Origin of the sequence: Burkholderia mycopellens, from assembly GCF_964265025.1 — a bacterium.
In the GTDB taxonomy this organism is placed as follows: Bacteria; Pseudomonadota; Gammaproteobacteria; order Burkholderiales; family Burkholderiaceae; genus Burkholderia.
In genome coordinates this window covers 485,198-507,741 of the sequence record NZ_OZ183803.1, presented here as the reverse complement: position 1 = coordinate 507,741, position 22,544 = coordinate 485,198, and the positions used below count along the sequence as shown (strand labels likewise).

Genomic DNA, 22,544 nt, shown 5'->3' with positions numbered 1-22,544 from the left:
ATCGCGGCAAAGGATCGCGTCAGGGTATAAAAAGCGCGTAAACGTCCGTTTCGCCGCGGCGCGGCGGGGGTGTCTCAAGGGCCTTACACGAGCGGGAGCGCCACACTCCGCTCATCCGGCGTTTACGCGGCAAAGCAGGAAAACGAACCGGGGGCGCGGCGTTCAGCCGACCGTGTAGCGCCCGTGCTGACGCGGACGCCACGGCGACGAGCGGCAACTCGCGGCGCCGGCCGCGCGTCGTGCCGCCCAGCCTGCGCCACGCCGCCCGTGCAGGTCGCGCCGGGCCAGTGCGGCCACCCGCGCCGGCAACGCATGCGCGAGACGCCGCACGGCCGCCACGCGCGCGGCCATGCGCGACGCCGGCGATGCCGGCAACACGCGGCGCGCGGCCTGTGCGCCGGGCCGCTTGCAGAGGATCGCGCTGTCATAGCGCTTGCCGTCGAAGCGCATCACGTCGACGACGTCGAAACCCTGTGCGCCGTAGAACGCGAGCAGGTGCGAAGCGGGATGCGGCGTATCGAGCGCGAGCAGCGTGTAGCCGCGCAGCGCGGCCCACTGTTCGGCGAACGCCAGCAGCAACGCGCCGATCCCGCGGCTCTGGCAATCGGGGTCCACCGCCACCTGCCGCACGCTCGCAACGCCTTCGCGCCGGTACAGCGAGCACGCCGACGACGGATCGGTCGCATACAGCGTGGCCGTGCCGATCACGCGCCCGCCGCACACGGCGACGTAGCACTCGCCCGCTTCCGCGCGGCGACGCGTGACGTCCTCGCTCTGGTCGACGCACGTGCAGTTGAGTCCCATCGCACCGAGCCGCGCGAACGCGCGATGCAGCATCGGCGTGAGTTGCGCATAGCTGTCGAAGGCCGGATCGAAACGCCGCACGATCACCCGATCGGCGCACACGGAAGGCGGCGCGGCAGGTGTGTGTTCGGCGATCGCGTTCCAGGGTATCGACATTGCCTTGCTCCGTGGTTGGGATGCCCGAAGTCTATGAGCGCGCCGGCCGCCCTCGCAAGAAAAAATGTCGTAAAAGTTCGGGGAAATACGTGCGGGAGAGACGGTCGCGACCGTGCGTGCCACGCCGCCGTGTGCGCCGCGGCGAGCGCATGAAAGCGCACCGATCGTTGTTTGCGCAAGCAATGCGCGCAGCGGCCGGATCACGCGTCGGCGAGCGCCGTTGACACCGGCGGCGGCGCCTTCCAGACTCTCGGATTCCTTCCCTCACCGAGCGCGCTCATGGTCACCTGCTTCCTTCGCTACGTCATCGATCCGTACAAGCTCGACCAGTTCGAAGCGTACGGCAAGATGTGGATTCCGCTCGTCGAAAAGTTCGGCGGCACGCATCACGGCTACTTCCTGCCGTCCGAAGGGGCGAACGACATCGCGCTCGCCATGTTCTCGTTCCCGAGCCTCGCCGAATACGAGCGCTACCGCGAACGCTCGATGGACGATCCGGCCTGCCAGGCCGCGTTCCGCTACGCCGAGGAAACACGCTGCATCGTCAGCTACGAACGCAGCTTCTTCCGGCCGGTGTTCGCGTAACCGGCTACGTCCCGGCACATCGCGCCCCTTTTCCTGGCCGGGACGAAAAAAAGCCCCGCCTGCATCCGCGCGGCGGGGCCAACCCATGTCAGTAGAGACATCATGGAGGAGACGGGCCCATCTTATCGACCACGGCCCGCCGCCCCAACCAAGCATTTCTGCTATCGATCTGGGCGGCCGCGCACACGATTGCCCCTGCTGCCCGGCATATCGATAGAACGAAAAGTCGTTTTCAGAGTGGTGACGGGGTCGTTACCATCTGGTTTTAAGCCTGTGCTTAGCCGGGCAAGCCATCCCCAAGGAGCGCCCCTTGACTGCATTCGATCAACACCGCCGCCCGTTCGTCGTCGGCATTGGCGGTACCACCCGGGCAGCGTCGTCGACCGAACGCGCGCTGTCGTTCGCGTTGCGCGGCGCGCAGGCGGCCGGCGCACGCACGCGGCTGTTCGACGGCCCGTTCCTGCATACGCTGCCGCACTACGCCCCCGAACACAAAACGCTGACCGACGCGCAGCGCGAACTGATCGACGCCGTGCGCCAGGCCGACGCGATCATCATCGCGACGCCCGGCTATCACGGCGGGGTCTCCGGCCTCGTGAAGAACGCGCTCGACACGCTCGAGGAACTGCGCGCGGACGATCGCCCGTATCTCGACGGCCGTGCGGTCGGCCTGATCGTCACCGCCTACGGCTGGCAGGCGGCCGGCACCGTGCTGACGTCGCTGCGTTCGATCGTGCATGCGCTGCGCGGCTGGCCGACGCCGTTCGGCGCGACCGTGAACACGCTCGAAACGCGCTTCGACAGCGCCGACAGCTGCTCGGATCCGAAGGTCGTCGCGCAGCTCGAGACGGTCGGCACGCAGGCGGCCGAGTTCGCGCTCGCGTTCGCATCGCATCGCGCGGCCTCGCATGCGGCATCGGTCGATGCACTCGCGCCCGTGCTGAAGATCGCCAACCAGTAATCCCCGCCTTCCACCGCCCGCGCCCGGCCGACCCCGTTCGCCGGCGCGGGCGGTGCACATTCGGACGAACGGCCCGGCGCCGTGCACGCCGACGCCTCTCCCCGCCTGCCCTTCCCCGTGCCCCGTACCCCGTACCGATAACGATTCGGCCCGCTGCGTGATTTGCATTGGCCGAAAGATTGGTTCACGCCGCGGACGGGTTTTCGTACGCTGAACCTCCGAACTTTCTCCGCGCACGACATGAACCGTACGATCCGCTACAAGGGCTACGAAGTCGCCCCCGCCGCCGCCCGGTTGCCGAACGGGCTGTTCGCCGCCAACCTGACGATCGAAAAGGCGAGCGGCGGCCCGTCGCCGCGCGCCGTTTCGTTCGACGCGATTGATTTCTTCTTCGAGGAAGAGCACGCGCTGGCCTACGCGTCCCGCTGGGGCCGCCTCTGGGTCGACACGCACGCGTGACGCGCGCGTGGCCGGCGTGCGCATGGCCGCTCGAAAATACGCGTTTACGGAAGCTATGCAAGAATCTTTCGGTCCGTAATCGCATGACAACAGCCATGAGTGACACGCTGCAGGAAAAGCATGCAGCGGCAGATCACGCAATGCGCAACTGGACCTTCGAGAGGCAAGGTCCGGTCCGGATTGGTTCCGATGCGCACATGCAGATGTTCTGCCGCATGCTGCTCGACACACACAATCCGTACAAGCCGGCGGTGATCGACTGGCCGGCGCTCACGCCCGCCGAGCTCAAACGACTCACGTCGCTGCCGATCTGGGACATCGCGGTGCAGACCGAAGGCCGCGCATCGATCCGCGTGGCAACGTATGCGGCGACAATCGACGATCCGCTGCTGCGCCGCGCGCTCGAGATGGACGGCGGCGAGGAAGCGCGCCACAAGGTCGTGCTGTCGAAGCTCGTCGACGCATACGGCATCCGGCTCGCCCCCGAGCCGGCGTACCCTGCGCCGAAGGATCCCGAGTGGTGGTGGATCGTCACGGGCTTCAGCGAATGCATCGACAGCTTCTTCGCGTTCGGCCTGTTCCGTTCCGCACAGCGCTCCGGCTATTTCCCGCCCGAACTCGTCGACACCTTCGAGCCCGTGATCCAGGAAGAAGGCCGCCACATCCTGTTCTTCGTGAACTGGTATGCGTGGTACTGGCGCTCGCTCCCGTGGTGGCGCCGGCCGTGGTTCTTCGCGCGGGTCGCGGCCGTGTGGGTGCATTTGATCCGGGAGCGCATCGGCATCGCGCGCGGCATCGATTCCGACGGCGTCGCACGTGACGCGAACTTCCCGGCGACCGGCACCGCCGACATCGGCGACACGCTCAATCCGCGCGAGCTGATCGAACTGTGTCTCGCCGAGAACGACCGGCGGATGGCCGGCTACGACAAGCGTCTGCTGCGCCCGACGTTCGTGCCGCGCATGGCGCGGTTTGCCCTGCGGTTTCTGACGAAGTAAGGCAACTGCGTCGGGGCAAAAATCCGGTTCCTGGTTGTCCGGTCGGGCAACCGGGTAACGCCCCGCGACGATCGAAACACCGGGGCTGCCCTGCCCGCCGCCCGCTCGAGATTTCCCCGTCGCATGCGGTGTGGAACCTCACCGACCGCCATCGAGCCGCCGAATGCGGCGCACCTGACGCACTCATTCCCGCCCTTTTTTCTTCGGTACTTTGGCGCGCGCGGACAGATTGTCGCACCCGGGATTTGACGATTCCGGAACGTCGTCGCCGACGCCGGACAGCCTCTTTAACAACCTGTCGCGAACAGGCGCACCGCCGACGCAGGTCACGCCTGCCTGACGGATTCATTCCGTTTTCGCACCCCTTGCGATTATCCACATCGCCGAAATAGTCAATAGGACAAGTTTGAAAGATGAATGACGACGGTCCGACCTACCGCCCCGTAGCACTTTTTTACACATTCGGCGGGCCAACCGGCCCGGAATGCCCGCCACACGCACCATCGCTGCGGACGAGATGCGCAAATCAGCACAGACCGATGTTCGATGTTTTGAATTAAATTGATTTACGGATAATCATTAAAATCAATATAAAATCAACACTAAAATTCATAATTAACAAATTAACAAGGCGGCAACAACATTATCCATCAGCACACCGTCCAATATTACGCGAGTGAAAGAATTGATTATCTCGCAAACGTTTGCTATTTCATTAGTCTTACGAATAAGGGATCCAGATGTGTAGACCACCGCACAAAACTGCCGCAACCATATGATTTTTATGAAGAAATATGCAATGAGCCGGTAGACCACAAACCATACATTAAACATTCTTACAACTTTCAAATGCATTCCGAGTCAATGTGTCAAAAGTCGACGTATTAACCATTCTTTAACTTTCAAAACACTCCATTTATCACTTTTTATCAATCTAAAAAACCCTCCTCCAATAAACTCCGCCCATCAATTTTGAGATTCGCGCGAGCGCACGGAGTATTCCTCTAACGAAAGAGACCGGTGTGTGGCGTGCATATTTGGAGGTAGCTGGACATGAACCGCACATACCGCTCGATCTGGAACGAATCCCTCGGCGCGTGGGTCGCCGCATCGGAACATGACTCGGCACGGGGCAAGCCGAACAAGTCGGCCGTCGTAAAGGCCGTTGCGGCCGCGGTCCTCGTCGCGGGGGCGGCCGGCGGCAACGTCGCCTATGCGCAGTGTTCGACCTCGGGGTATAGCGCCGGGGGCGGTAATTCGACCAGCTCGACGTCGATCGCCGTCGGCTCCGGCTCCTTCGGGACCTGTGTCCCGGGCCAAAGCCCGACCGCGTCCGCCGGCGGCGCGATCGCCATCGGCGCAAACTCGTCGACCAACACGGTCGCCAGCGGGACGAACTCGACGGCATTCGGTACGGGCTCATCGGCCACCAACACCGCGTCTTCCGCATTCGGCCAAGGTACGTCGGCAACCGGTCAGTTCGCCACGGCCGTCGGCAGCGGCACGAAGGCAACCGGCAACTATGCGACTGCGATGGGTAGCACCAGCGCGGTCAACGGTACCCCGACTATCGCGTCCGGCGCAGGCTCGACCGCGCTCGGCAGCAACTCCACCGCGGGCGCACAAGCGGCCGCGCAGGATTCGATTTCGATCGGCGGCCAATCGTCGGTGACCTCGAGCGCAACGTCCGGCATCGCGATCGGCCGCGGTGCGACGACGAACGGCGCATACGGCATCGCGCAGGGCGATGGCGTCGTGTCCGGTGCAACCGGCCAGAACGTCGCGATCGGCTCGTCGGGCACGACCGCCAACAGCGGTTCCGCGAACGGCGGCGCCGTGGCGATCGGTCGCTCGCAGACCGCCAGCGGCGACGGCGCGGTCGCGCTCGGCACCAGCAACTCGGCAAGCGGCACCGGCGCTGTCACGCTCGGCAACGGCAACTCGGCGAACGGTACGGGCGCGGTTGCGCTCGGTAACAGCAGCACGGCAACCAATAGCTCCGTGGCGCTCGGCAGCTCGGCGTCGGCAACGGGCACCAACGGCTCGATCGCCATCGGCAATGCGTCGACAGCAAATGGCACCGGCGCGATCTCGCTCGGCAACTCCGGCAGCTTCGCCGCCAACTCGATCGCGAGCGGCACAGACGCACTCGCACTCGGCAACGGCTCGACGGCCAGCGGCGCCGCCGGTGCGGTCGCCGTAGGTGCCGCAGCCGTGGCGTCCGGTACGTACGGCACGGCAATCGGTTCCAATTCGACGGCAAGCGTCGCAAAATCGGTAGCCCTCGGCTACAACTCCCTGACAACCAGCGCGGCGACAACGACGTCCGGCGGCACCACCACCGTCAGCAGCGCCACGATCGGTGGCCAAACGTTCGGCAACTTCGCTGGCTCCGGCGCGGCAGGCGGCGTCGTCAGCGTCGGTACGGCTGGCAACGAGCGTCGCATCCAGAACGTTGCCGCGGGTCTCGTCACGGCGACCAGCACCGATGCGATCAACGGCAGCCAGCTCTACTCGGTCGCAAGCACGACGACGTCGAGCATCACGAGCCTGTCGACGTCGGCTTCGACCGGTTTGTCGTCGGCGAACAGCGCGATCTCGTCGCTGTCGACTTCGACGTCGACGGGTCTGTCGTCGGCAAACAGCTCGATCGGCTCGCTGTCCACCGGTCTCTCGTCGACCAATAGCTCGGTTACTTCGCTGTCGACTTCCACGTCGACGGGTTTGTCGTCGGCCACTAGCTCGATCGGCTCGCTGTCGACCGGTCTCTCGTCGACCAATAGCTCGGTTACTTCGCTGTCGACTTCCACGTCGACGGGTTTGTCGTCGGCCACTAGCTCGATCGGCTCGCTGTCCACCGGTCTCTCGTCGACCAACAGCTCGGTTACTTCGCTGTCGACTTCGACGTCGACGGGTCTCTCGTCGGCCACCAGCTCGATCGGATCGCTGTCCACCGGTCTCTCGTCGACCAACAGCTCGGTTACCTCGCTGTCGACTTCCACGTCGACGGGCCTGTCGTCGGCCACCAGCTCGATCGGATCGCTGTCGACCGGCCTTTCGTCGACCAACAGCTCGGTCACTTCGCTGTCGACTTCGACGTCGACCGGTCTGTCGTCGGCCACCAGCTCGATCGGCTCGTTGTCCACCGGTCTCTCGTCGACGAATAGCTCGGTCACTTCGCTGTCGACTTCGACGTCGACCGGTCTGTCGTCGGCCACCAGCTCGATCGGCTCGCTGTCGACCGGTCTCTCGTCGACCAATAGCTCGGTCACTTCGCTGTCGACTTCGACGTCGACCGGTCTGTCGTCGGCCACTAGCTCGATCGGCTCGCTGTCCACCGGTCTCTCGTCGACCAACAGCTCGGTTACCTCGCTGTCGACTTCCACGTCGACGGGCCTGTCGTCGGCCACCAGCTCGATCGGATCGCTGTCGACCGGCCTTTCGTCGACCAACAGCTCGGTCACTTCGCTGTCGACTTCCACGTCGACCGGTCTGTCGTCGGCCACCAGCTCGATCGGCTCGCTGTCGACCGGTCTCTCGTCGACCAATAGTTCGGTTACTTCGCTCTCGACTTCCACGTCGACGGGTTTGTCGTCGGCCACTAGCTCGATCGGCTCGCTCTCGACTGGCCTTTCGTCGACCAACAGCTCGGTTACTTCGCTTTCGACTTCCACGTCGACGGGTCTCTCGTCGGCCACCAGCTCGATCGGCTCGCTGTCGACCGGCCTTTCGTCGACCAACAGCTCGGTCACTTCGCTGTCGACTTCGACGTCGACCGGTCTGTCGTCGGCCACTAGCTCGATCGGCTCGCTGTCCACCGGTCTCTCGTCGACCAACAGCTCGGTTACCTCGCTGTCGACTTCCACGTCGACGGGCCTGTCGTCGGCCACCAGCTCGATCGGATCGCTGTCGACCGGCCTTTCGTCGACCAACAGCTCGGTCACTTCGCTGTCGACTTCGACGTCGACCGGTCTGTCGTCGGCCACCAGCTCGATCGGCTCGTTGTCCACCGGTCTCTCGTCGACGAATAGCTCGGTCACTTCGCTGTCGACTTCGACGTCGACCGGTCTGTCGTCGGCCACCAGCTCGATCGGCTCGCTGTCGACCGGTCTCTCGTCGACCAATAGCTCGGTCACTTCGCTGTCGACTTCGACGTCGACCGGTCTGTCGTCGGCCACTAGCTCGATCGGCTCGCTGTCCACCGGTCTCTCGTCGACCAACAGCTCGGTTACCTCGCTGTCGACTTCCACGTCGACGGGCCTGTCGTCGGCCACCAGCTCGATCGGATCGCTGTCGACCGGCCTTTCGTCGACCAACAGCTCGGTCACTTCGCTGTCGACTTCCACGTCGACCGGTCTGTCGTCGGCCACCAGCTCGATCGGCTCGCTGTCGACCGGTCTCTCGTCGACCAACAGCTCGGTCACTTCGCTGTCGACTTCCACGTCGACCGGTCTCTCGTCGGCCACCAGCTCGATCGGCTCGCTGTCGACCGGTCTCTCGTCGACCAATAGCTCGGTCACTTCGCTGTCGACTTCGACGTCGACGGGTCTGTCGTCGGCCACCAGCTCGATCGGATCGCTCTCGACGGGTCTTTCGTCGACCAATAGCTCGGTCACTTCGCTGTCGACTTCCACGTCGACGGGTCTCTCGTCGGCCACCAGCTCGATCGGCTCGCTGTCGACCGGCCTTTCGTCGACCAACAGCTCGGTCATCTCGCTGTCGACTTCCACGTCGACGGGTCTCTCGTCGGCCACCAGCTCGATCGGCTCGCTGTCCACCGGTCTCTCGTCGACCAACAGCTCGGTCACTTCGCTGTCGACTTCCACGTCGACCGGTCTCTCGTCGGCCACTAGCTCGATCGGCTCGCTGTCGACCGGTCTCTCGTCGACGAATAGCTCGGTCATCTCGCTGTCGACTTCCACGTCGACCGGTCTGTCGTCGGCCACCAGTTCGATCGGCTCGCTGTCGACCGGTCTCTCGTCGACGAACAGCTCGGTCATCTCGCTGTCGACTTCCACGTCGACCGGTCTGTCATCGGCCACCAGCTCGATCGGCTCGCTGTCCACCGGCCTGAGCACGATTACGACCAAGACGAACAACCTTGGCACCAGCACGGCGTCGGCACTCGGCGGCGGGTCCACGTACGACCCGACGACCGGGACGGTTTCCGCGCCGGCATACACGACCTACAACGCGAACGGCACGACGTCGACCGCCAACAGCGTCGGCTCGGCGATCAACAACATCAACAGCCAGGGCATCAAGTACTTCCACGCGAACTCGACCGGCGCCGACAGCACCGCGACCGGTGCCGACGCCGTCGCCATCGGCACCGGCGCCGTCGCCGGCACCGACAATTCCGTGGCGCTCGGCGCAAAATCGCAGACCGCCCCTGCCGTTGGTACGAGCAGCGCAACCGTCGGCGGCGTCACGTTCGGCGGATTCGCAGGCGCCTCGCCGGTTGGCACCGTTAGCGTCGGCAGCCCCAACAACGAGCGACAAATCACCAACGTCGCCGCTGGCCAGGTAACGCAGACCAGTACCGACGCGATCAACGGCAGCCAGCTCTATTCGGTCGCCCAACAGGTCGGTACCGCGACCAGCGCCATTTCGTCGCTGTCGACGGGCTTGAGCTCGACCAACAGTTCAGTGACCTCGCTGTCGACTTCGACGTCGACGGGTCTCTCGTCGGCCAATAGCTCGATCGATTCGCTGTCGACCTCCACGTCGACCGGCCTGTCGTCGGCTAACAGCTCGATCACGTCGCTGTCCACGTCGACCTCGACCGGCATCAGCTCGCTGTCCACGGGCCTGAGCTCGACCGACAGTTCGGTGACGTCGCTGTCGACTTCCACGTCGACTGGCCTGTCGTCGGCCAACAGTTCGATCACCTCATTGTCGACGTCGACCTCGACGGGTATCAATTCGCTGTCCACGGGCCTCAGCTCGACCGATAGCTCGGTGACGTCGCTGTCGACTTCCACGTCGACAGGTTTGTCGTCGGCCAACAGCTCCATCACGTCGCTGTCCACGTCGACTTCGACGGGCATCAGCTCGCTGTCCACGGGCCTCAGCTCGACCGACAGCTCGGTGACCTCGCTGTCGACTTCCACGTCGACGGGTCTGTCGTCGGCCAACAGCTCCATCACGTCGCTGTCCACGTCGACTTCGACGGGCATCAGCTCGCTGTCCACGGGCCTCAGCTCGACCGACAGCTCGGTGACCTCGCTGTCGACTTCCACGTCGACGGGTCTGTCGTCGGCTAACAGCTCGATCACGTCGCTGTCCACGTCGACCTCGACGGGGATCAATTCGCTGTCCACCGGCCTCAGCTCGACCGATAGCTCGGTGACCTCGCTGTCGACTTCCACGTCGACGGGTCTGTCGTCGGCCAACAGCTCGATCACGTCGCTGTCCACGTCGACTTCGACGGGCATCAGCTCGCTGTCCACCGGCCTCAGCTCGACCGACAGCTCGGTGACCTCGCTGTCGACGTCCACGTCGACCGGCCTGTCGTCGGCGAATAGCTCGATCACCTCGCTGTCGACCTCCACGTCGACTGGCCTGTCGTCGGCTAACAGTTCGATCACGTCACTGTCGACCTCGACCTCGACCGGAATCAGCTCGCTGTCCACCGGCCTCAGCTCGACCGATAGCTCGGTGACCTCGCTGTCGACTTCCACGTCGACGGGTCTGTCGTCGGCCACCAGTTCGATCACCTCGCTGTCGACCTCGACTTCGACCGGCATCAACTCGCTGTCCACCGGCCTGAGCTCGACCGACAGCTCGGTGACCTCGCTGTCGACGTCCACGTCGACCGGCCTGTCGTCGGCGAATAGCTCGATCACCTCGCTGTCGACCTCCACGTCGACTGGCCTGTCGTCGGCTAACAGTTCGATCACGTCACTGTCGACCTCGACCTCGACCGGAATCAGCTCGCTGTCCACCGGCCTCAGCTCGACCGATAGCTCGGTGACCTCGCTGTCGACTTCCACGTCGACGGGTCTGTCGTCGGCCAACAGCTCGATCACCTCGCTGTCGACCTCGACCTCGACCGGCATCAACTCGCTGTCCACCGGCCTGAGCTCGACCGACAGCTCGGTGACCTCGTTGTCGACTTCCACGTCGACGGGTCTCTCGTCGGCCACCAGCTCGATCACGTCGCTGTCGACGTCGACCTCGACGGGGATCAATTCGTTGTCCACCGGCCTGAGCTCGACCGACAGCTCGGTGACCTCGCTGTCGACCTCCACGTCGACGGGCCTCTCGTCGGCGACTAGCTCGATCACGTCGCTGTCGACCTCGACCTCGACCGGAATCAGCTCGCTGTCCACCGGCCTGAGCTCGACCGACAGCTCGGTGACCTCGCTGTCGACTTCCACGTCGACAGGTTTGTCGTCGGCCAACAGCTCCATCACGTCGCTGTCCACGTCGACTTCGACGGGCATCAGCTCGCTGTCCACGGGCCTCAGCTCGACCGACAGCTCGGTGACCTCGCTTTCGACTTCCACGTCGACGGGCCTCTCGTCGGCGACTAGCTCGATCACGTCGCTGTCGACCTCGACCTCGACCGGCATCAACTCGCTGTCCACCGGCCTGAGCTCGACCGATAGCTCGGTGACATCGCTGTCGACCTCCACGTCGACGGGCCTCTCGTCGGCCACCAGCTCGATCACCTCGCTGTCGACCTCGACCTCGACCGGCATCAACTCGCTGTCCACGGGCCTGAGCTCGACCGATAGCTCGGTGACCTCGCTGTCGACTTCCACGTCGACTGGCCTCTCGTCGGCGACTAGCTCGATCACGTCACTGTCGACCTCGACCTCGACCGGAATCAGCTCGCTGTCCACCGGCCTCAGCTCGACCGATAGCTCGGTGACCTCGCTGTCGACTTCCACGTCGACTGGCCTCTCGTCGGCGACTAGCTCGATCACGTCACTGTCGACGTCGACCTCGACGGGGATCAATTCGTTGTCCACGGGCCTGAGCTCGACCGACAGCTCGGTGACCTCGCTTTCGACCTCCACGTCGACGGGCCTCTCGTCGGCCACCAGCTCGATCACGTCACTGTCGACCTCGACCTCGACGGGGATCAATTCGCTGTCCACGGGCCTCAGCTCGACCGATAGCTCGGTGACGTCGCTGTCGACTTCAACCTCGACTGGCCTGTCGTCGGCCACCAGCTCGATCACATCGCTGTCGACCTCGACCTCGACGGGGATCAATTCGTTGTCCACCGGCCTGAGCTCGACCGACAGCTCGGTGACGTCGCTGTCGACCTCCACGTCGACTGGCCTCTCGTCGGCCACCAGCTCGATCACCTCGCTGTCGACCTCGACCTCGACCGGAATCAGCTCGCTGTCCACCGGCCTGAGCTCGACCGATAGCTCGGTGACCTCGCTGTCAACCTCCACGTCGACCGGCCTGTCATCGGCCACCAGCTCGATCACGTCACTGTCGACCTCGACCTCGACGGGGATCAATTCGTTGTCCACGGGCCTGAGCTCGACCGATAGCTCGGTGACCTCGCTGTCGACTTCCACGTCGACCGGTCTGTCGTCGGCCGCCAGCTCGATCACCTCGCTGTCCACCTCGACCTCGACCGGCATCAATTCGCTGTCCACGGGCCTCAGCTCGACCGACAGCACGGTGACCTCGTTGTCGACTTCCACATCGACGGGCCTCTCGTCGGCGAATAGCTCGATCACCTCGCTGTCCACCTCGACCTCGACGGGCCTCTCGTCGGCCACCAGCTCGATCACCTCGCTGTCTACCTCGACCTCGACGGGCCTGTCGTCGGCCAACAGCTCGATCACGTCACTGTCGACCTCGACCTCGACAGGCCTCTCGTCGGCCACCAGCTCGATCACGTCGCTGTCGACTTCGACCTCGACCGGCCTGTCCTCGGCGAACAGCTCGATCAGCTCGCTGTCGACTTCGACCTCGACCGGCCTCTCGTCGGCCAACAGCTCGATCACGTCGCTGTCCACGTCGACCTCGACCGGCATCAACTCGCTGTCCACCGGCCTGAGCAGCACGAACAGCACGATCCTGTCGCTGTCCACGTCGACCTCGACCGGCATCGGCTCGCTGTCCACCGGCCTGAGCAGCACGAACAGCTCGGTGACGTCGCTGTCGACCTCGACCTCGACCGCAATCAACGCCGCGAAGACGCACTACTACAGCGTCAACGACAACGGCGTGCAGCAAGGCAACTACGCCAACGACGGCGCAACGGGCACCAACGCCCTCGCGGCCGGCGTGAACGCCAGCGCGGCAGGCGCCAGCAGCGTCGCGGTCGGCGACGGCTCGAACGCGCAGTCGGCAGGCGCGGTCGCCATCGGCCAGAACGCATCGGCAACGGGCGGCAAGGCCGTGTCGATCGGTTCCGGCAACACGGCAAGCGGCGACGGCGCAGTCGCGATCGGCGACCCGAGCATCGCAACGGGTACCGGCGCGGTGGCGATGGGCGCGAACGACACGGCGACCGGCAACGGCGCAGTGGCGCTCGGCAACGCGAACACGGCCAACGGCGCCAGCGCGCTCGCACTCGGCAGCTCGAACCAGGCCACCGCCGACAACACGATCGCGCTCGGCAACCAGGCGACGGCCGGCGCCGTCGGCGCACAGGCTTACGGCTCGGCCGCGAAGGCAACCGCCGCCGACGCACTCGCCTTCGGCACGAACGCACAGGCCAACGTCGCCAACTCGGTCGCACTGGGCGCGAACTCGGTCACGAGCACCGCGAACCCGACGTCGAGCGCCACGATCGGCGGTGTCACGTACTTCTTCGCGGGCAGCTCGCCGGTCGGCGTGGTGAGCGTCGGCGCACCGGGCCAGGAACGCCAGATCACGAACGTCGCCGCCGGCCAGATCTCGGCCACGAGCACGGACGCGATCAACGGCAGCCAGCTCAACGCGACGAACAACGCGGTGAATGCGCTGTCGACGTCGACCGCGTCGAACGTCGCGTCGCTGTCGACGGGCATCAACTCGCTGTCCACGGGTCTCAGCTCAACGAACAGCAACCTCACGTCGCTGTCCACGTCGACCTCGACCGCGATCAACTCGCTGTCGACCGGCCTGAGCACGACGAACAGCAACGTCAATTCGCTGTCGACGTCGACCTCGACCGGCATCGGCTCGCTGTCCACCGGCCTGAGCACGACGAACAGCAACGTGGCGTCGCTGTCGACCGGCGTAACCAACATCAACAACCAGTTGAACCAGTTGTCGACGACGATCAACAACAACACGACGCGCACCGCCAACAACAACGGCATCGCGGCCGACATGAACGGCACGGGCAGCGATCACCCGACCGTCACCGCGGGTTCGAACTCGGTGGCGATCGGCGCGAACTCGACGGACGGCGGCCGCTCGAACGTGGTGTCGGTCGGCAGCGACACGCAGCAGCGCCAGATCACGAACGTCGCGCCGGGTACGCAAGGCACCGACGCGGTGAACGTGAACCAGCTGACGCAGGTGCAGACGACGCTGTCGACGGCACTGTCGGGCCAGCAGGCGCAGATCAACTCGCTGGGTTCGCAACTGCAGCAGACCGACCAGATGGCGAAGCAGGGTATCGCGGCCGTCGGCGCGATGGCGTCGATCCCGCAGATCGATCGCGACGCCAACTTCGGGATGGGCGTGGGCACGTCGACCTTCCTCGGCCAGAAGGCGATGGCGGTCAACATGCAGGCTCGCATCACGGAGAACCTGAAGGCGTCGATCAACGGCGGTTTCAGCGGCGGTCAGAAGGTGATCGGCGCCGGCATGCTGTACCAGTGGAAGTAACGCGTCGCGCCGCCAGGCCGCCCGGCTCGCCAGCCGGCCGGCCCGCGGCGGCCTCGACGGCCGGACGGGCCCGCCGCGCCACCCGTGGCGGGCTTCAGTCAACCCAAGCATTGAGGATGTAACCGTGAACAAACTCGCTCTTGCGCTCGCACTCTCCGCAACGGCCCTCGCCGCGTGCTCGACCGCATCCGGCCCGACCTTCAGCGCCTCCGAACTGCAACCACGCGACGGCGTGCGTACCTTCCAGGTGGACTGCCACGGCCTGCTGTCGGGCCCGCAGACCTGCATGAAGGCCGCCCGCAAGATTTGCGGCGAAGAGCCGGTGCGCGCCGTCGACTCGGCCCGTGCGCTGCGCGACAAATCCGATCCCGCGACGCTCGTGTTCCAGTGCGGCGCCGCGCCGGCCGAAGCGGCGTCGGCCGCCGCGCCGGCAGCCGCCGTCGTCGAACAGGTGAACCTGTCGGGCGACGCGCTGTTCGCGACCGACCACGCGACACTCGCCCCGACCGCGCGCGAATCGCTCGACCGGTTGCTGAGCGAGCGCGCAGACCGCACGTACTCGCAGGTGAGCGTCACCGGCTTTACGGATTCGGTGGGCAGCGACGACTACAACCTCGCGCTGTCGAAGCGCCGCGCCGAAGCCGTCGCGGCGTACCTGAAGGCGCACGGCCTGAAGACCGACTCGCTGACGGTCACGGGTCGCGGCAAGGCCGATCCGGTCGCGTCCAACGCGACGCCGGAAGGCCGCGCCAGCAACCGCCGCGTCGAAATCCGCCTGCAGCACTGAGCGGGGCGCCGCCGCGCGCGGCGGCCCGATCCGGCCGGCCGCCAGCGCCGCGCCGGGCTCGCACCCGACCTGCGCCGGACCGCCCGGGCGCCGCTTCGCCGGCGTCCGTTTCCGTTGGCCGGCGGCTATGTCAAAGTTCGTCACGTCCTGCCAAAACCGGTGGTTTCCGTGCCACAATCGCCGCAGACAGTCGCCGGGGCAGCCTGCCCGAATCGCACGCCGTGCCAGGCGTGCCCGACGACACGCCGGAAACCGGCTGCCGCCCTCGCGAACCAGGTCGCCCGATTCGCCCGCCGCGGCGTACCGGCGCACATGCAACCATGACAATCCACGGCGCGCCGCTTCCAGGCCAGACGCTCGACGCGATGCCCGGACGCACGACGCCGCAGAGGAAACCAACCGGTGACGGACATCAATGAAGCCGCCTCGGGCGGCACCCGCAGGCAACGGCCGGCGGTCGGCATCTCGCTGTTTGCGCGCGACGGCCAGGCGATCTGGGAAAACGGCATCCACCAGAACATCGCGTTCCTCGCGATGATGCTCAAACGCTCGGATCGTGTCGGCCCCGTCTACTTCCTGAACGGCGGCGACGCCAGCGCGCTGCCGGCCGGCCTCGAACTCGACGGCCTCGACATCCCGCTCGTGAAGCCCTCCGACGTCACGCACGAACTCGACGTCGTGATCGAAATGGGCGCACAGCTGCCGGTCGAGTGGCTCCGGCACATGAAGGCGCTCGGCAAGAAAATCGCCGCATTCTTCTGCGGGCACGTGTACGCCGGCCTATGCGAAACCCCGATCTTCGGCAAGCCGTCGGGGCACATCTTCAACGGCGCGCCGTTCGACGAAGTGTGGCTGCTGCCGCAATACGACAAGACCGCGGCGCCGATGCTGCAGACCATCCTGCGCGCGCCGGTCCACCTGATGCCGCACATCTGGTCGCCCTACTTCCTCGAGCGCCGCATCGCCGCGCTCGCCGCGGAAGGCGCGACGTTCGGCTATCGGCCGGGCCGCCGCCCGTGGCACCTGGCGACGCTCGAACCGAACATCTCGGTCGCCAAGTCCTGCCATTACCCGATGCTCGCGTGCGACGAGTTCTACCGGGCGCGCCCGGACGCGGTTCAGCACATGTTCGTCGTGAACTCGCTGCACATGAAGGAGCATCCGACCTTCGTGCACTTCGCGAACAGCCTCGATCTCGTGCGCCAGCACAAGGCAACCTTCGAGCCGCGTCTCGACCTGCCGGGCTTCATGGCGCGCCATGCGGACGCAGTCGTGTCGCACCACTGGGAAAACGGGCAGAACTACCTGTATTACGACGTGCTGTACGGTGGCTACCCGCTGATCCACAACTCGACGCTGATCGGCGACGCCGGCTACTACTACCCGGACTTCGATTCCGCCGCGGGCGGCCGGGCGCTGCTCGATGCGTGGCTGCACCACGACGAACGGCTCGATGACTACCGCGCGAAAGCCGACCGGCTGCTGCAGTCGGTCTCGATCGACAACCCCGCGAACCTCGACGCGTTCGTCTCGCGTCTGGTCGCCTGAACCGGAGCATACGCATGTCGGACTCCAATGCCCGTCAAGCGCCCGGCGAGGGCAAGCGTCTCGTCGTCGGCGTGTCGCTGTTCGTGCGCGGCGCCGGCCAGTCGCTGTGGGAAAACGGCATCTTCCAGAACTGCCTGCTGCTGATCCTGCTGCTGCGCCAGTCGCCGCTCGTCGCGGAAGCCGTGATGGTGAACGGCGGCGAACAGGTCGCCGATCCGCAGATGATGCTCGGCGAATGGGACGTGCCGCTGCTGTCGATGGACGAAGCGCTGCAGCGCTGCGACGTGCTGATCGAAATGAGCGCGCAGTTCGGCGCCGACTACCTGCGCGCGTTCCGCGAGCGCGGCGGCAAGGTCGTCACGATGCGGGTCGGCAACGACTACGTGATCGACATCGAACGCGCGATGTTCGACAAGCCGTCGGGTTTCCTGTTCTCGGGCGCGCCGTACGACGCCGTGTGGACGATTCCCGAATTCGAGCGCTCGTGCCTGCACTATTACCAGACGGGCCTGCGCGCGCCCGTCACGATCGTCCCGCACATCTGGCACCCGATGCTGTTCGACAAGGCGCGCGCGACGCTCGGCGCGGGGCTGTCGTACGGCTATCAGCCCGGCAAGCCGCGCTGGCGCGTGACGATGTTCGAGCCGAACATCTGCATGGTGAAGACGAGCGTCATCCCGATGCTGGTGGCCGAGGAAGCGTATCGGGCCAAGCCTGATTTCCTCGAGTTCGTGCGCGTGTGCAACACGCTGCACCTGAAGGAACATGCGACGTTCGTCCATTTCGCGAAGAGCCTCGACATCGTGAACCACGGGATCACGACGTTCGAAAGCCGCTATGCGGTGTACGAGTTCATGGCCGCGTACGGCGATGCGGTGGTGTCGCACACCTGGGAAAACGCGCAGAACTACCTGTACTACGAGCTGCTGTACGGCGACTATCCGCTGGTCCACAACTCGCCGTTCCTCGGCAAGGCCGGGTATTTCTATCCGGACTTCGACTGCCAGGCCGGCGGCCGCGCGCTGCTGAAGGCATTCGCCGAGCACGACGCCAACCTCGACGCCTATCGCGAGCAGTCGAAGCACGTGCTCAGTTCCGTCAGCATCTACAACCCCGAGAACGTCGCCGCCTATACGGACGCGATCGCCACCCTCTATCGCGACGCCTGACGCGCCGCCCATTCCGGACTCCGACATGAACGCACGCCCGACCCTCACCCGCGCCAAATGGCTGATCGGCTGCGCCGTCGCCTCGATCGCGATCGGCGCGCACGCGCAATCTACCGGCCCGTCGGCCGATGCGCTGCTCAGCGACTCGGCCGCGGTGCTCACGCAGCTCGACGCCGGCCAGTTCGGCGCGGTGTGGACCAACGCCGCCCCCTTCGTGAAGGCGCGCATCAAGCAGGACCAGTTCGTGGCCGACACGCAGCGTGCGCGCCAGAGCGTCGGCTCGGTCAGCCACCGCGACTGGATGCAGATCACGCGCATCCACTCCGTGAATGCCGCGACGACGCCCGACGGTTTCTATGCGAACGTCGCGTACACCACGACGCTGACGAGTGGCGAAACCATGTTCGAGAAGCTGAGCTTTCGCCTCGACGACGGCCAGTGGCACCTGACCGGCTACGTGCCGTACAAGTCGCCGAGCGGCACGCCGTAATCCGCGCCTCGTCCGCACCACGGAGCACCCGATGAAACTCAATGTCGCGATAACGATGAACGTGCAGCGCGACGCGACCCAGTCGATCTGGTACAACGGCGCGAACCAGCACTGCGTGTACCTGTACATGCTGCTGAAGCAGTCGCCGCTGATCGGCGAGGTCTGGCTCGCGCACGACGACGGCATCACCGACTATCCGCAAGCGCTGATGATGGACGCGTTCGGCGACGCGCTGCGGCCGCTGTCGGCCGTGGTCCACCAGACCGACCTGCTGATCGAGATGAACGCGTTCATCGATTCGACCCACACGGACGCCGTGCGCCGGCGCGGCGGCAAGTGCGTGTCGTACCGCTTCGGCAACGACTACGTGATCGCCGTCGAGACGATCAACTTCGAGAAGAACCCGTGGCGGCCGAACCCGAACCGCGTGCAGTTCGACGAGATCTGGACCAACCCGCAGCACATGCATACGTGCGCGGCGTATTTCCGGGCCGTCTATCGCGCGCCGGTGATCGAGCTGCCGCACATCTGGTCGCCGTATTTCATCGAACGCAGCCTCGACGCCGATCCTGACCTGAAGGCACGCTTCGGCTACCGCAACCACGGCACCGCGAAGCGCATCGCCTTCTTCGAACCGAACCTGAACGTCGTGAAGAGTTCGATCGTGCCGATGCTCGCCGCGAATGCGTGCTACGTCGAGCATCCGGAGCTCGTCGAGCACGTGTTCATGACCAACACGTTCGACAAGAAGGAAAACGTCGCCTTCAAGCATCTCGCGCTCGGGCTCGAGATGGTGCGCGACGGCAAGGCCACCGCCGACGTGCGCGCGCCGTTCGTCGCATGGGCCGCGCATCACACCGACATCGTCGTGTCCCATCACTGGGAAAACGGCCTGAACTACCTGCTGTACGACGCGCTTTACGGCAACTACCCGCTCGTGCACAACTCGCCGTTCCTGCGCGACGTCGGCTACTACTACCCGGACTTCGAGATCTTCGATGCGGCGCGCGCGATCGCGACCGCCGCGCAGACGCACGACGGGCGGCTCGACGACTATGCGGCCGCGGCCCGCCGCTGCCTGCACCAGGTCGACGCGCTCGCCGAGCACAACGTCCACGCGTATTCCGCGCAGATCCGGCAGCTGTTCGCCGGCCGCGCGCTCGGCTGATCGCCTTCTTCGCTCGCACCCCGCCCATGAATCAGACCGTCCGCAATTTTGTCGTGATCGATTCGATCCACGGCCCGTTCGTCATCAACCGGCACTGCGCGTTTCAGGCCGAAGCACTGATCAAGACCGGTCGACCGCATATCCAGGGCGAGCTAGACATGATCCTGCACGTGATCGACCAGTTGCCGGACGATGCGATCGCGGTGGACGGCGGCGCAAATGCGGGGCTCGTGTGCGTGCCGATCGCGCACCGGCTGCATGCGCGCGGCGGCCGCGTGTATGCGTTCGAGCCGCAGCGCACGCTGTTCCATGCGCTCGGCGGCACCGTCGCGCTCAACCAGCTCGACAACGTTCACCTGCTGAACATGGGGCTCGCCAGCGCCAACGGGACGATGAAAGTGCCCGACGTCGACTACGGACAGGACGCCGACTTCGGCCAGGTCTCGCTCGTCGACGGGCAGGCCGAGGGCGGCACGCCGACCCCCGTCGTGCGGCTCGACTCGCTCGGGCTGCCTCGGCTGGATTTCCTGAAGCTCGACATCGAAGGGATGGAGATCGACGCGCTGCGCGGCTCGCGCCGGCTGATCGAGACGCATCTGCCGTGGTGCTGGATCGAATACTGGAAAGTCGGCGAGGCGCCGATCATCGCCACGTTCGCCGGCCTCGACTACACGTTCTACCGCATCGACGGCCTGAACATGCTGTGTGTGCCGAACCCGCGCTGGGACCGGCAGAAGCTGATCATCTCGGGCGAACCGCTCGCCGTCGCGGCGCAGGCGGAACACGATACGGCGCCCCCGGCCGCGACAGCCGCAGCCGCAGCCGCAGCCGCCGACGCCGATGCGCCCGAAACGAGCTGGAATCTCGCACTCGACCACGAGTCGCGCTGCGAATGGGGCCATGCAATCGAACGCTGGCAGCGTGCGCGCGGCCGCGGGCTCGACGACGATGCGATCGCGCTGCAGCTCGCGTCGTGCTACGGCTTCGCCGGCGCACCCGAAGCCGGGCTCGCGGCGCTCGAACGCTTCGGCGATCCTGCCGCACTGCCCGACGCGACACGCGGGCGCATCGAACTCGCGCGCGCGGCGCTGCTGCTGCGCGCCGGCCGGCGCGACGAGGCCGCCCGTGCCACCATCGCCAGCGAAAACGTGCTGACGGCCGCGCAGTTCGGGCTGCCGACGGACCGGCTCTACCAGGGCCAGCCGCTGCAGGGCAAGCGGCTGCTGGTGCTCAGCTACGGCGGCGTCGGCGACCAGCTCCAGTACGCGCGCTACCTGCATGCGCTCGACACGCTCGGCTGCACGAGCGTGACCGTCGTCGTGCCTGACGCGCTGACGGGCCTGCTGCGTCACACGTTCCCCCACATCGAATTCATCGGCGCACACGGCGCCTGGGTCGACACGTCGCAACTCGCGCACGACTACTGGTGTTCGTTTCTGATGCTCGCCGCGCAGTTCGGCTACGCGCCGGCGCCCGCAGGCGCGGCGGCCGCGTACCTGTCTTGCCCGCCCGAGCACGCGGCCGCGTGGCGCGAGCGCGTGCAGCGCGACGGCCATGCCGCCGGCACGCGCCGCATCGGGCTCAACTGGCGCGGGCGCGAAGAAAGCGACACGCGCTTCCATCGCGCGGCCAGCCTGCTCGACCTCGCGCCGCTCACGCGGATGCATGGCCACGCCGCGTACTGCATCAATCGCGACCTGTCCGCGCAGTCCGAGCAATCGGCGCTGCCGGTGACGTTCCCGCATCACGCGATCGCTGACTTCAGCGACCTGGCGGCACTGATGCTCACGCTGGATGCCGTGGTGACCACCTGCACCGCACACATCCACCTCGCCGGCGCGCTCGGCGTGCCGGCCGTGCTGCTGCTCAGCCCGAAAGCCGATGCGCGCTGGGAAACGGGCTCGCGCACCGCGCTCTATCCGGGCATCCGGATCGTGCGCGCCGCGCACGTCGGGCAATGGGACGACGCGGTCGACCGCGCGATGGCGTTCGTGCTCGGCGGATTCGGCAAGGATTGATCGATGGGATGCGGATCGGGGCCGCTGCATGCGGATGATGTCGGCGCGGGCCGCGCATCTCGCGCTGTACGAGGGCCCGCGACTGGCGCGAACGGGCGCTAGACCAGCACCCGGTCGCCGCTCTGCGCGGCGAACGTACGGCCATGCCGCCGCCCTATCCGCGCGAGCACCGCGAAGCAATGCGCCACCCGCCGGCTGGCGCCGCCGGATTGCTTGACGAGGCTGTCGGAAACGCCACGCGCGATTGCCGAATCGTCGCCGCACGCGCCCGCGATGACGCCCGCGTAATAGTGGCGCGCCGCCAGCTCGCGGCCGTCGGCGTCGAACGGCTTCATTCGCTGAATGCGACGCGCAACGGCTTTCAGGCCGTCGAGATACGGCGCGACGTCGATCGGCACATCGGTCGATTCGGCGCCCAGTTGCCACAGCATGTCGGCCAGCTCGGCGATCGCGACGAGGTCGCGCGCACCGTTCGCCTGCGTGCCCGTTCCGGCTCCGGCCTTCGTCCCTGCCATGCTCGCGCCCCTTTGCGATTCGTCCCGGCCACGCGCCGGTCTCGCCCGACATCGGCGTGCATCATGCACGCCACCTCGCCTGTTCCCGC

13 protein-coding genes are annotated in these 22,544 nt (G+C 66.0%); 11 read left to right on the top strand and 2 right to left on the bottom strand.

The window, feature by feature from the left end; all coding sequences use genetic code 11:
- Positions 1–162: 162 nt before the first annotated feature.
- Positions 163–960, bottom strand: coding sequence for a GNAT family N-acetyltransferase (locus ACPTTC_RS20530; RefSeq protein ID WP_423393680.1), 798 nt, complete (start codon positions 958–960; stop codon positions 163–165).
- Positions 961–1,239: 279 nt separating this feature from the next.
- Here ACPTTC_RS20530 and ACPTTC_RS20525 point away from each other — a divergent pair, with 279 nt between their 5' ends.
- The 11 genes from ACPTTC_RS20525 to ACPTTC_RS20475 all read left to right on the top strand — a co-directional run bounded on the left by ACPTTC_RS20525 (position 1,240) and on the right by ACPTTC_RS20475 (position 21,940).
- Complete coding sequence (locus ACPTTC_RS20525) at positions 1,240–1,545, top strand: NIPSNAP family protein (RefSeq protein ID WP_423393679.1); 306 nt, start codon at positions 1,240–1,242, stop codon at positions 1,543–1,545.
- A gap of 310 nt (positions 1,546–1,855) precedes the next feature.
- Positions 1,856–2,506, top strand: a complete 651-nt coding sequence (locus tag ACPTTC_RS20520; protein ID WP_027790596.1) for an NADPH-dependent FMN reductase — start codon at positions 1,856–1,858, stop codon at positions 2,504–2,506.
- Between the two features lie 240 nt (positions 2,507–2,746).
- Complete coding sequence (locus ACPTTC_RS20515) at positions 2,747–2,965, top strand: hypothetical protein (protein ID WP_043180681.1); 219 nt, start codon at positions 2,747–2,749, stop codon at positions 2,963–2,965.
- Between the two features lie 95 nt (positions 2,966–3,060).
- On the top strand, positions 3,061–3,963 hold the full coding sequence (locus ACPTTC_RS20510) for a ferritin-like domain-containing protein (protein WP_423393678.1): 903 nt from the start codon (positions 3,061–3,063) through the stop codon (positions 3,961–3,963).
- 1,053 nt (positions 3,964–5,016) lie between these two features.
- Positions 5,017–14,760 carry an ESPR-type extended signal peptide-containing protein gene (locus ACPTTC_RS20505; protein WP_423395684.1) on the top strand — a complete coding sequence of 3,248 codons (9,744 nt, stop codon included), beginning with the start codon at positions 5,017–5,019 and terminating at the stop codon, positions 14,758–14,760.
- Between the two features lie 124 nt (positions 14,761–14,884).
- Positions 14,885–15,547 (top strand): OmpA family protein, encoded by a 663-nt coding sequence (locus tag ACPTTC_RS20500; protein WP_423393677.1) that lies wholly within the window; start codon positions 14,885–14,887, stop codon positions 15,545–15,547.
- Positions 15,548–15,949: 402 nt separating this feature from the next.
- Positions 15,950–17,095, top strand: a complete 1,146-nt coding sequence (locus ACPTTC_RS20495) for a DUF2827 domain-containing protein (protein WP_423393676.1) — start codon at positions 15,950–15,952, stop codon at positions 17,093–17,095.
- Between the two features lie 14 nt (positions 17,096–17,109).
- Positions 17,110–18,264 carry a DUF2827 domain-containing protein gene (locus ACPTTC_RS20490; protein ID WP_423393675.1) on the top strand — a complete coding sequence of 385 codons (1,155 nt, stop codon included), beginning with the start codon at positions 17,110–17,112 and terminating at the stop codon, positions 18,262–18,264.
- Positions 18,265–18,289: 25 nt separating this feature from the next.
- A complete protein-coding gene (locus ACPTTC_RS20485) occupies positions 18,290–18,754 on the top strand; it encodes a DUF4019 domain-containing protein (RefSeq protein WP_423393674.1) in 465 nt (154 codons plus the stop codon).
- A 31-nt stretch (positions 18,755–18,785) separates the two neighbouring features.
- Positions 18,786–19,922: a DUF2827 family protein gene (locus ACPTTC_RS20480; protein WP_423393673.1), complete on the top strand. Its 1,137-nt coding sequence runs from the start codon at positions 18,786–18,788 to the stop codon at positions 19,920–19,922.
- 26 nt (positions 19,923–19,948) lie between these two features.
- Positions 19,949–21,940, top strand: coding sequence for an FkbM family methyltransferase (locus ACPTTC_RS20475; protein WP_423393672.1), 1,992 nt, complete (start codon positions 19,949–19,951; stop codon positions 21,938–21,940).
- Positions 21,941–22,038: 98 nt separating this feature from the next.
- On the opposite strand, the gene ACPTTC_RS20470 is transcribed toward ACPTTC_RS20475, so the two are convergent.
- Positions 22,039–22,455, bottom strand: coding sequence for a hypothetical protein (locus ACPTTC_RS20470; RefSeq protein ID WP_423393671.1), 417 nt, complete (start codon positions 22,453–22,455; stop codon positions 22,039–22,041).
- Between the last annotated feature and the right edge of the window lie 89 nt (positions 22,456–22,544).

What these genes read in the sequence shown, in the direction of transcription:
- ACPTTC_RS20485 (WP_423393674.1), top strand. Translation starts at nt 18,290, where the DNA reads ATGAACGCACGCCCGACCCTCACCCGCGCCAAATGGCTGATCGGCTGC.
- ACPTTC_RS20530 (WP_423393680.1), bottom strand. Translation starts at nt 960, where the DNA reads ATGTCGATACCCTGGAACGCGATCGCCGAACACACACCTGCCGCGCCG.
- ACPTTC_RS20475 (WP_423393672.1), top strand. Translation starts at nt 19,949, where the DNA reads ATGAATCAGACCGTCCGCAATTTTGTCGTGATCGATTCGATCCACGGC.
- ACPTTC_RS20470 (WP_423393671.1), bottom strand. Translation starts at nt 22,455, where the DNA reads ATGGCAGGGACGAAGGCCGGAGCCGGAACGGGCACGCAGGCGAACGGT.
- ACPTTC_RS20525 (WP_423393679.1), top strand. Translation starts at nt 1,240, where the DNA reads ATGGTCACCTGCTTCCTTCGCTACGTCATCGATCCGTACAAGCTCGAC.
- ACPTTC_RS20505 (WP_423395684.1), top strand. Translation starts at nt 5,017, where the DNA reads ATGAACCGCACATACCGCTCGATCTGGAACGAATCCCTCGGCGCGTGG.
- ACPTTC_RS20480 (WP_423393673.1), top strand. Translation starts at nt 18,786, where the DNA reads ATGAAACTCAATGTCGCGATAACGATGAACGTGCAGCGCGACGCGACC.
- ACPTTC_RS20515 (WP_043180681.1), top strand. Translation starts at nt 2,747, where the DNA reads ATGAACCGTACGATCCGCTACAAGGGCTACGAAGTCGCCCCCGCCGCC.
- ACPTTC_RS20510 (WP_423393678.1), top strand. Translation starts at nt 3,061, where the DNA reads ATGAGTGACACGCTGCAGGAAAAGCATGCAGCGGCAGATCACGCAATG.
- ACPTTC_RS20490 (WP_423393675.1), top strand. Translation starts at nt 17,110, where the DNA reads ATGTCGGACTCCAATGCCCGTCAAGCGCCCGGCGAGGGCAAGCGTCTC.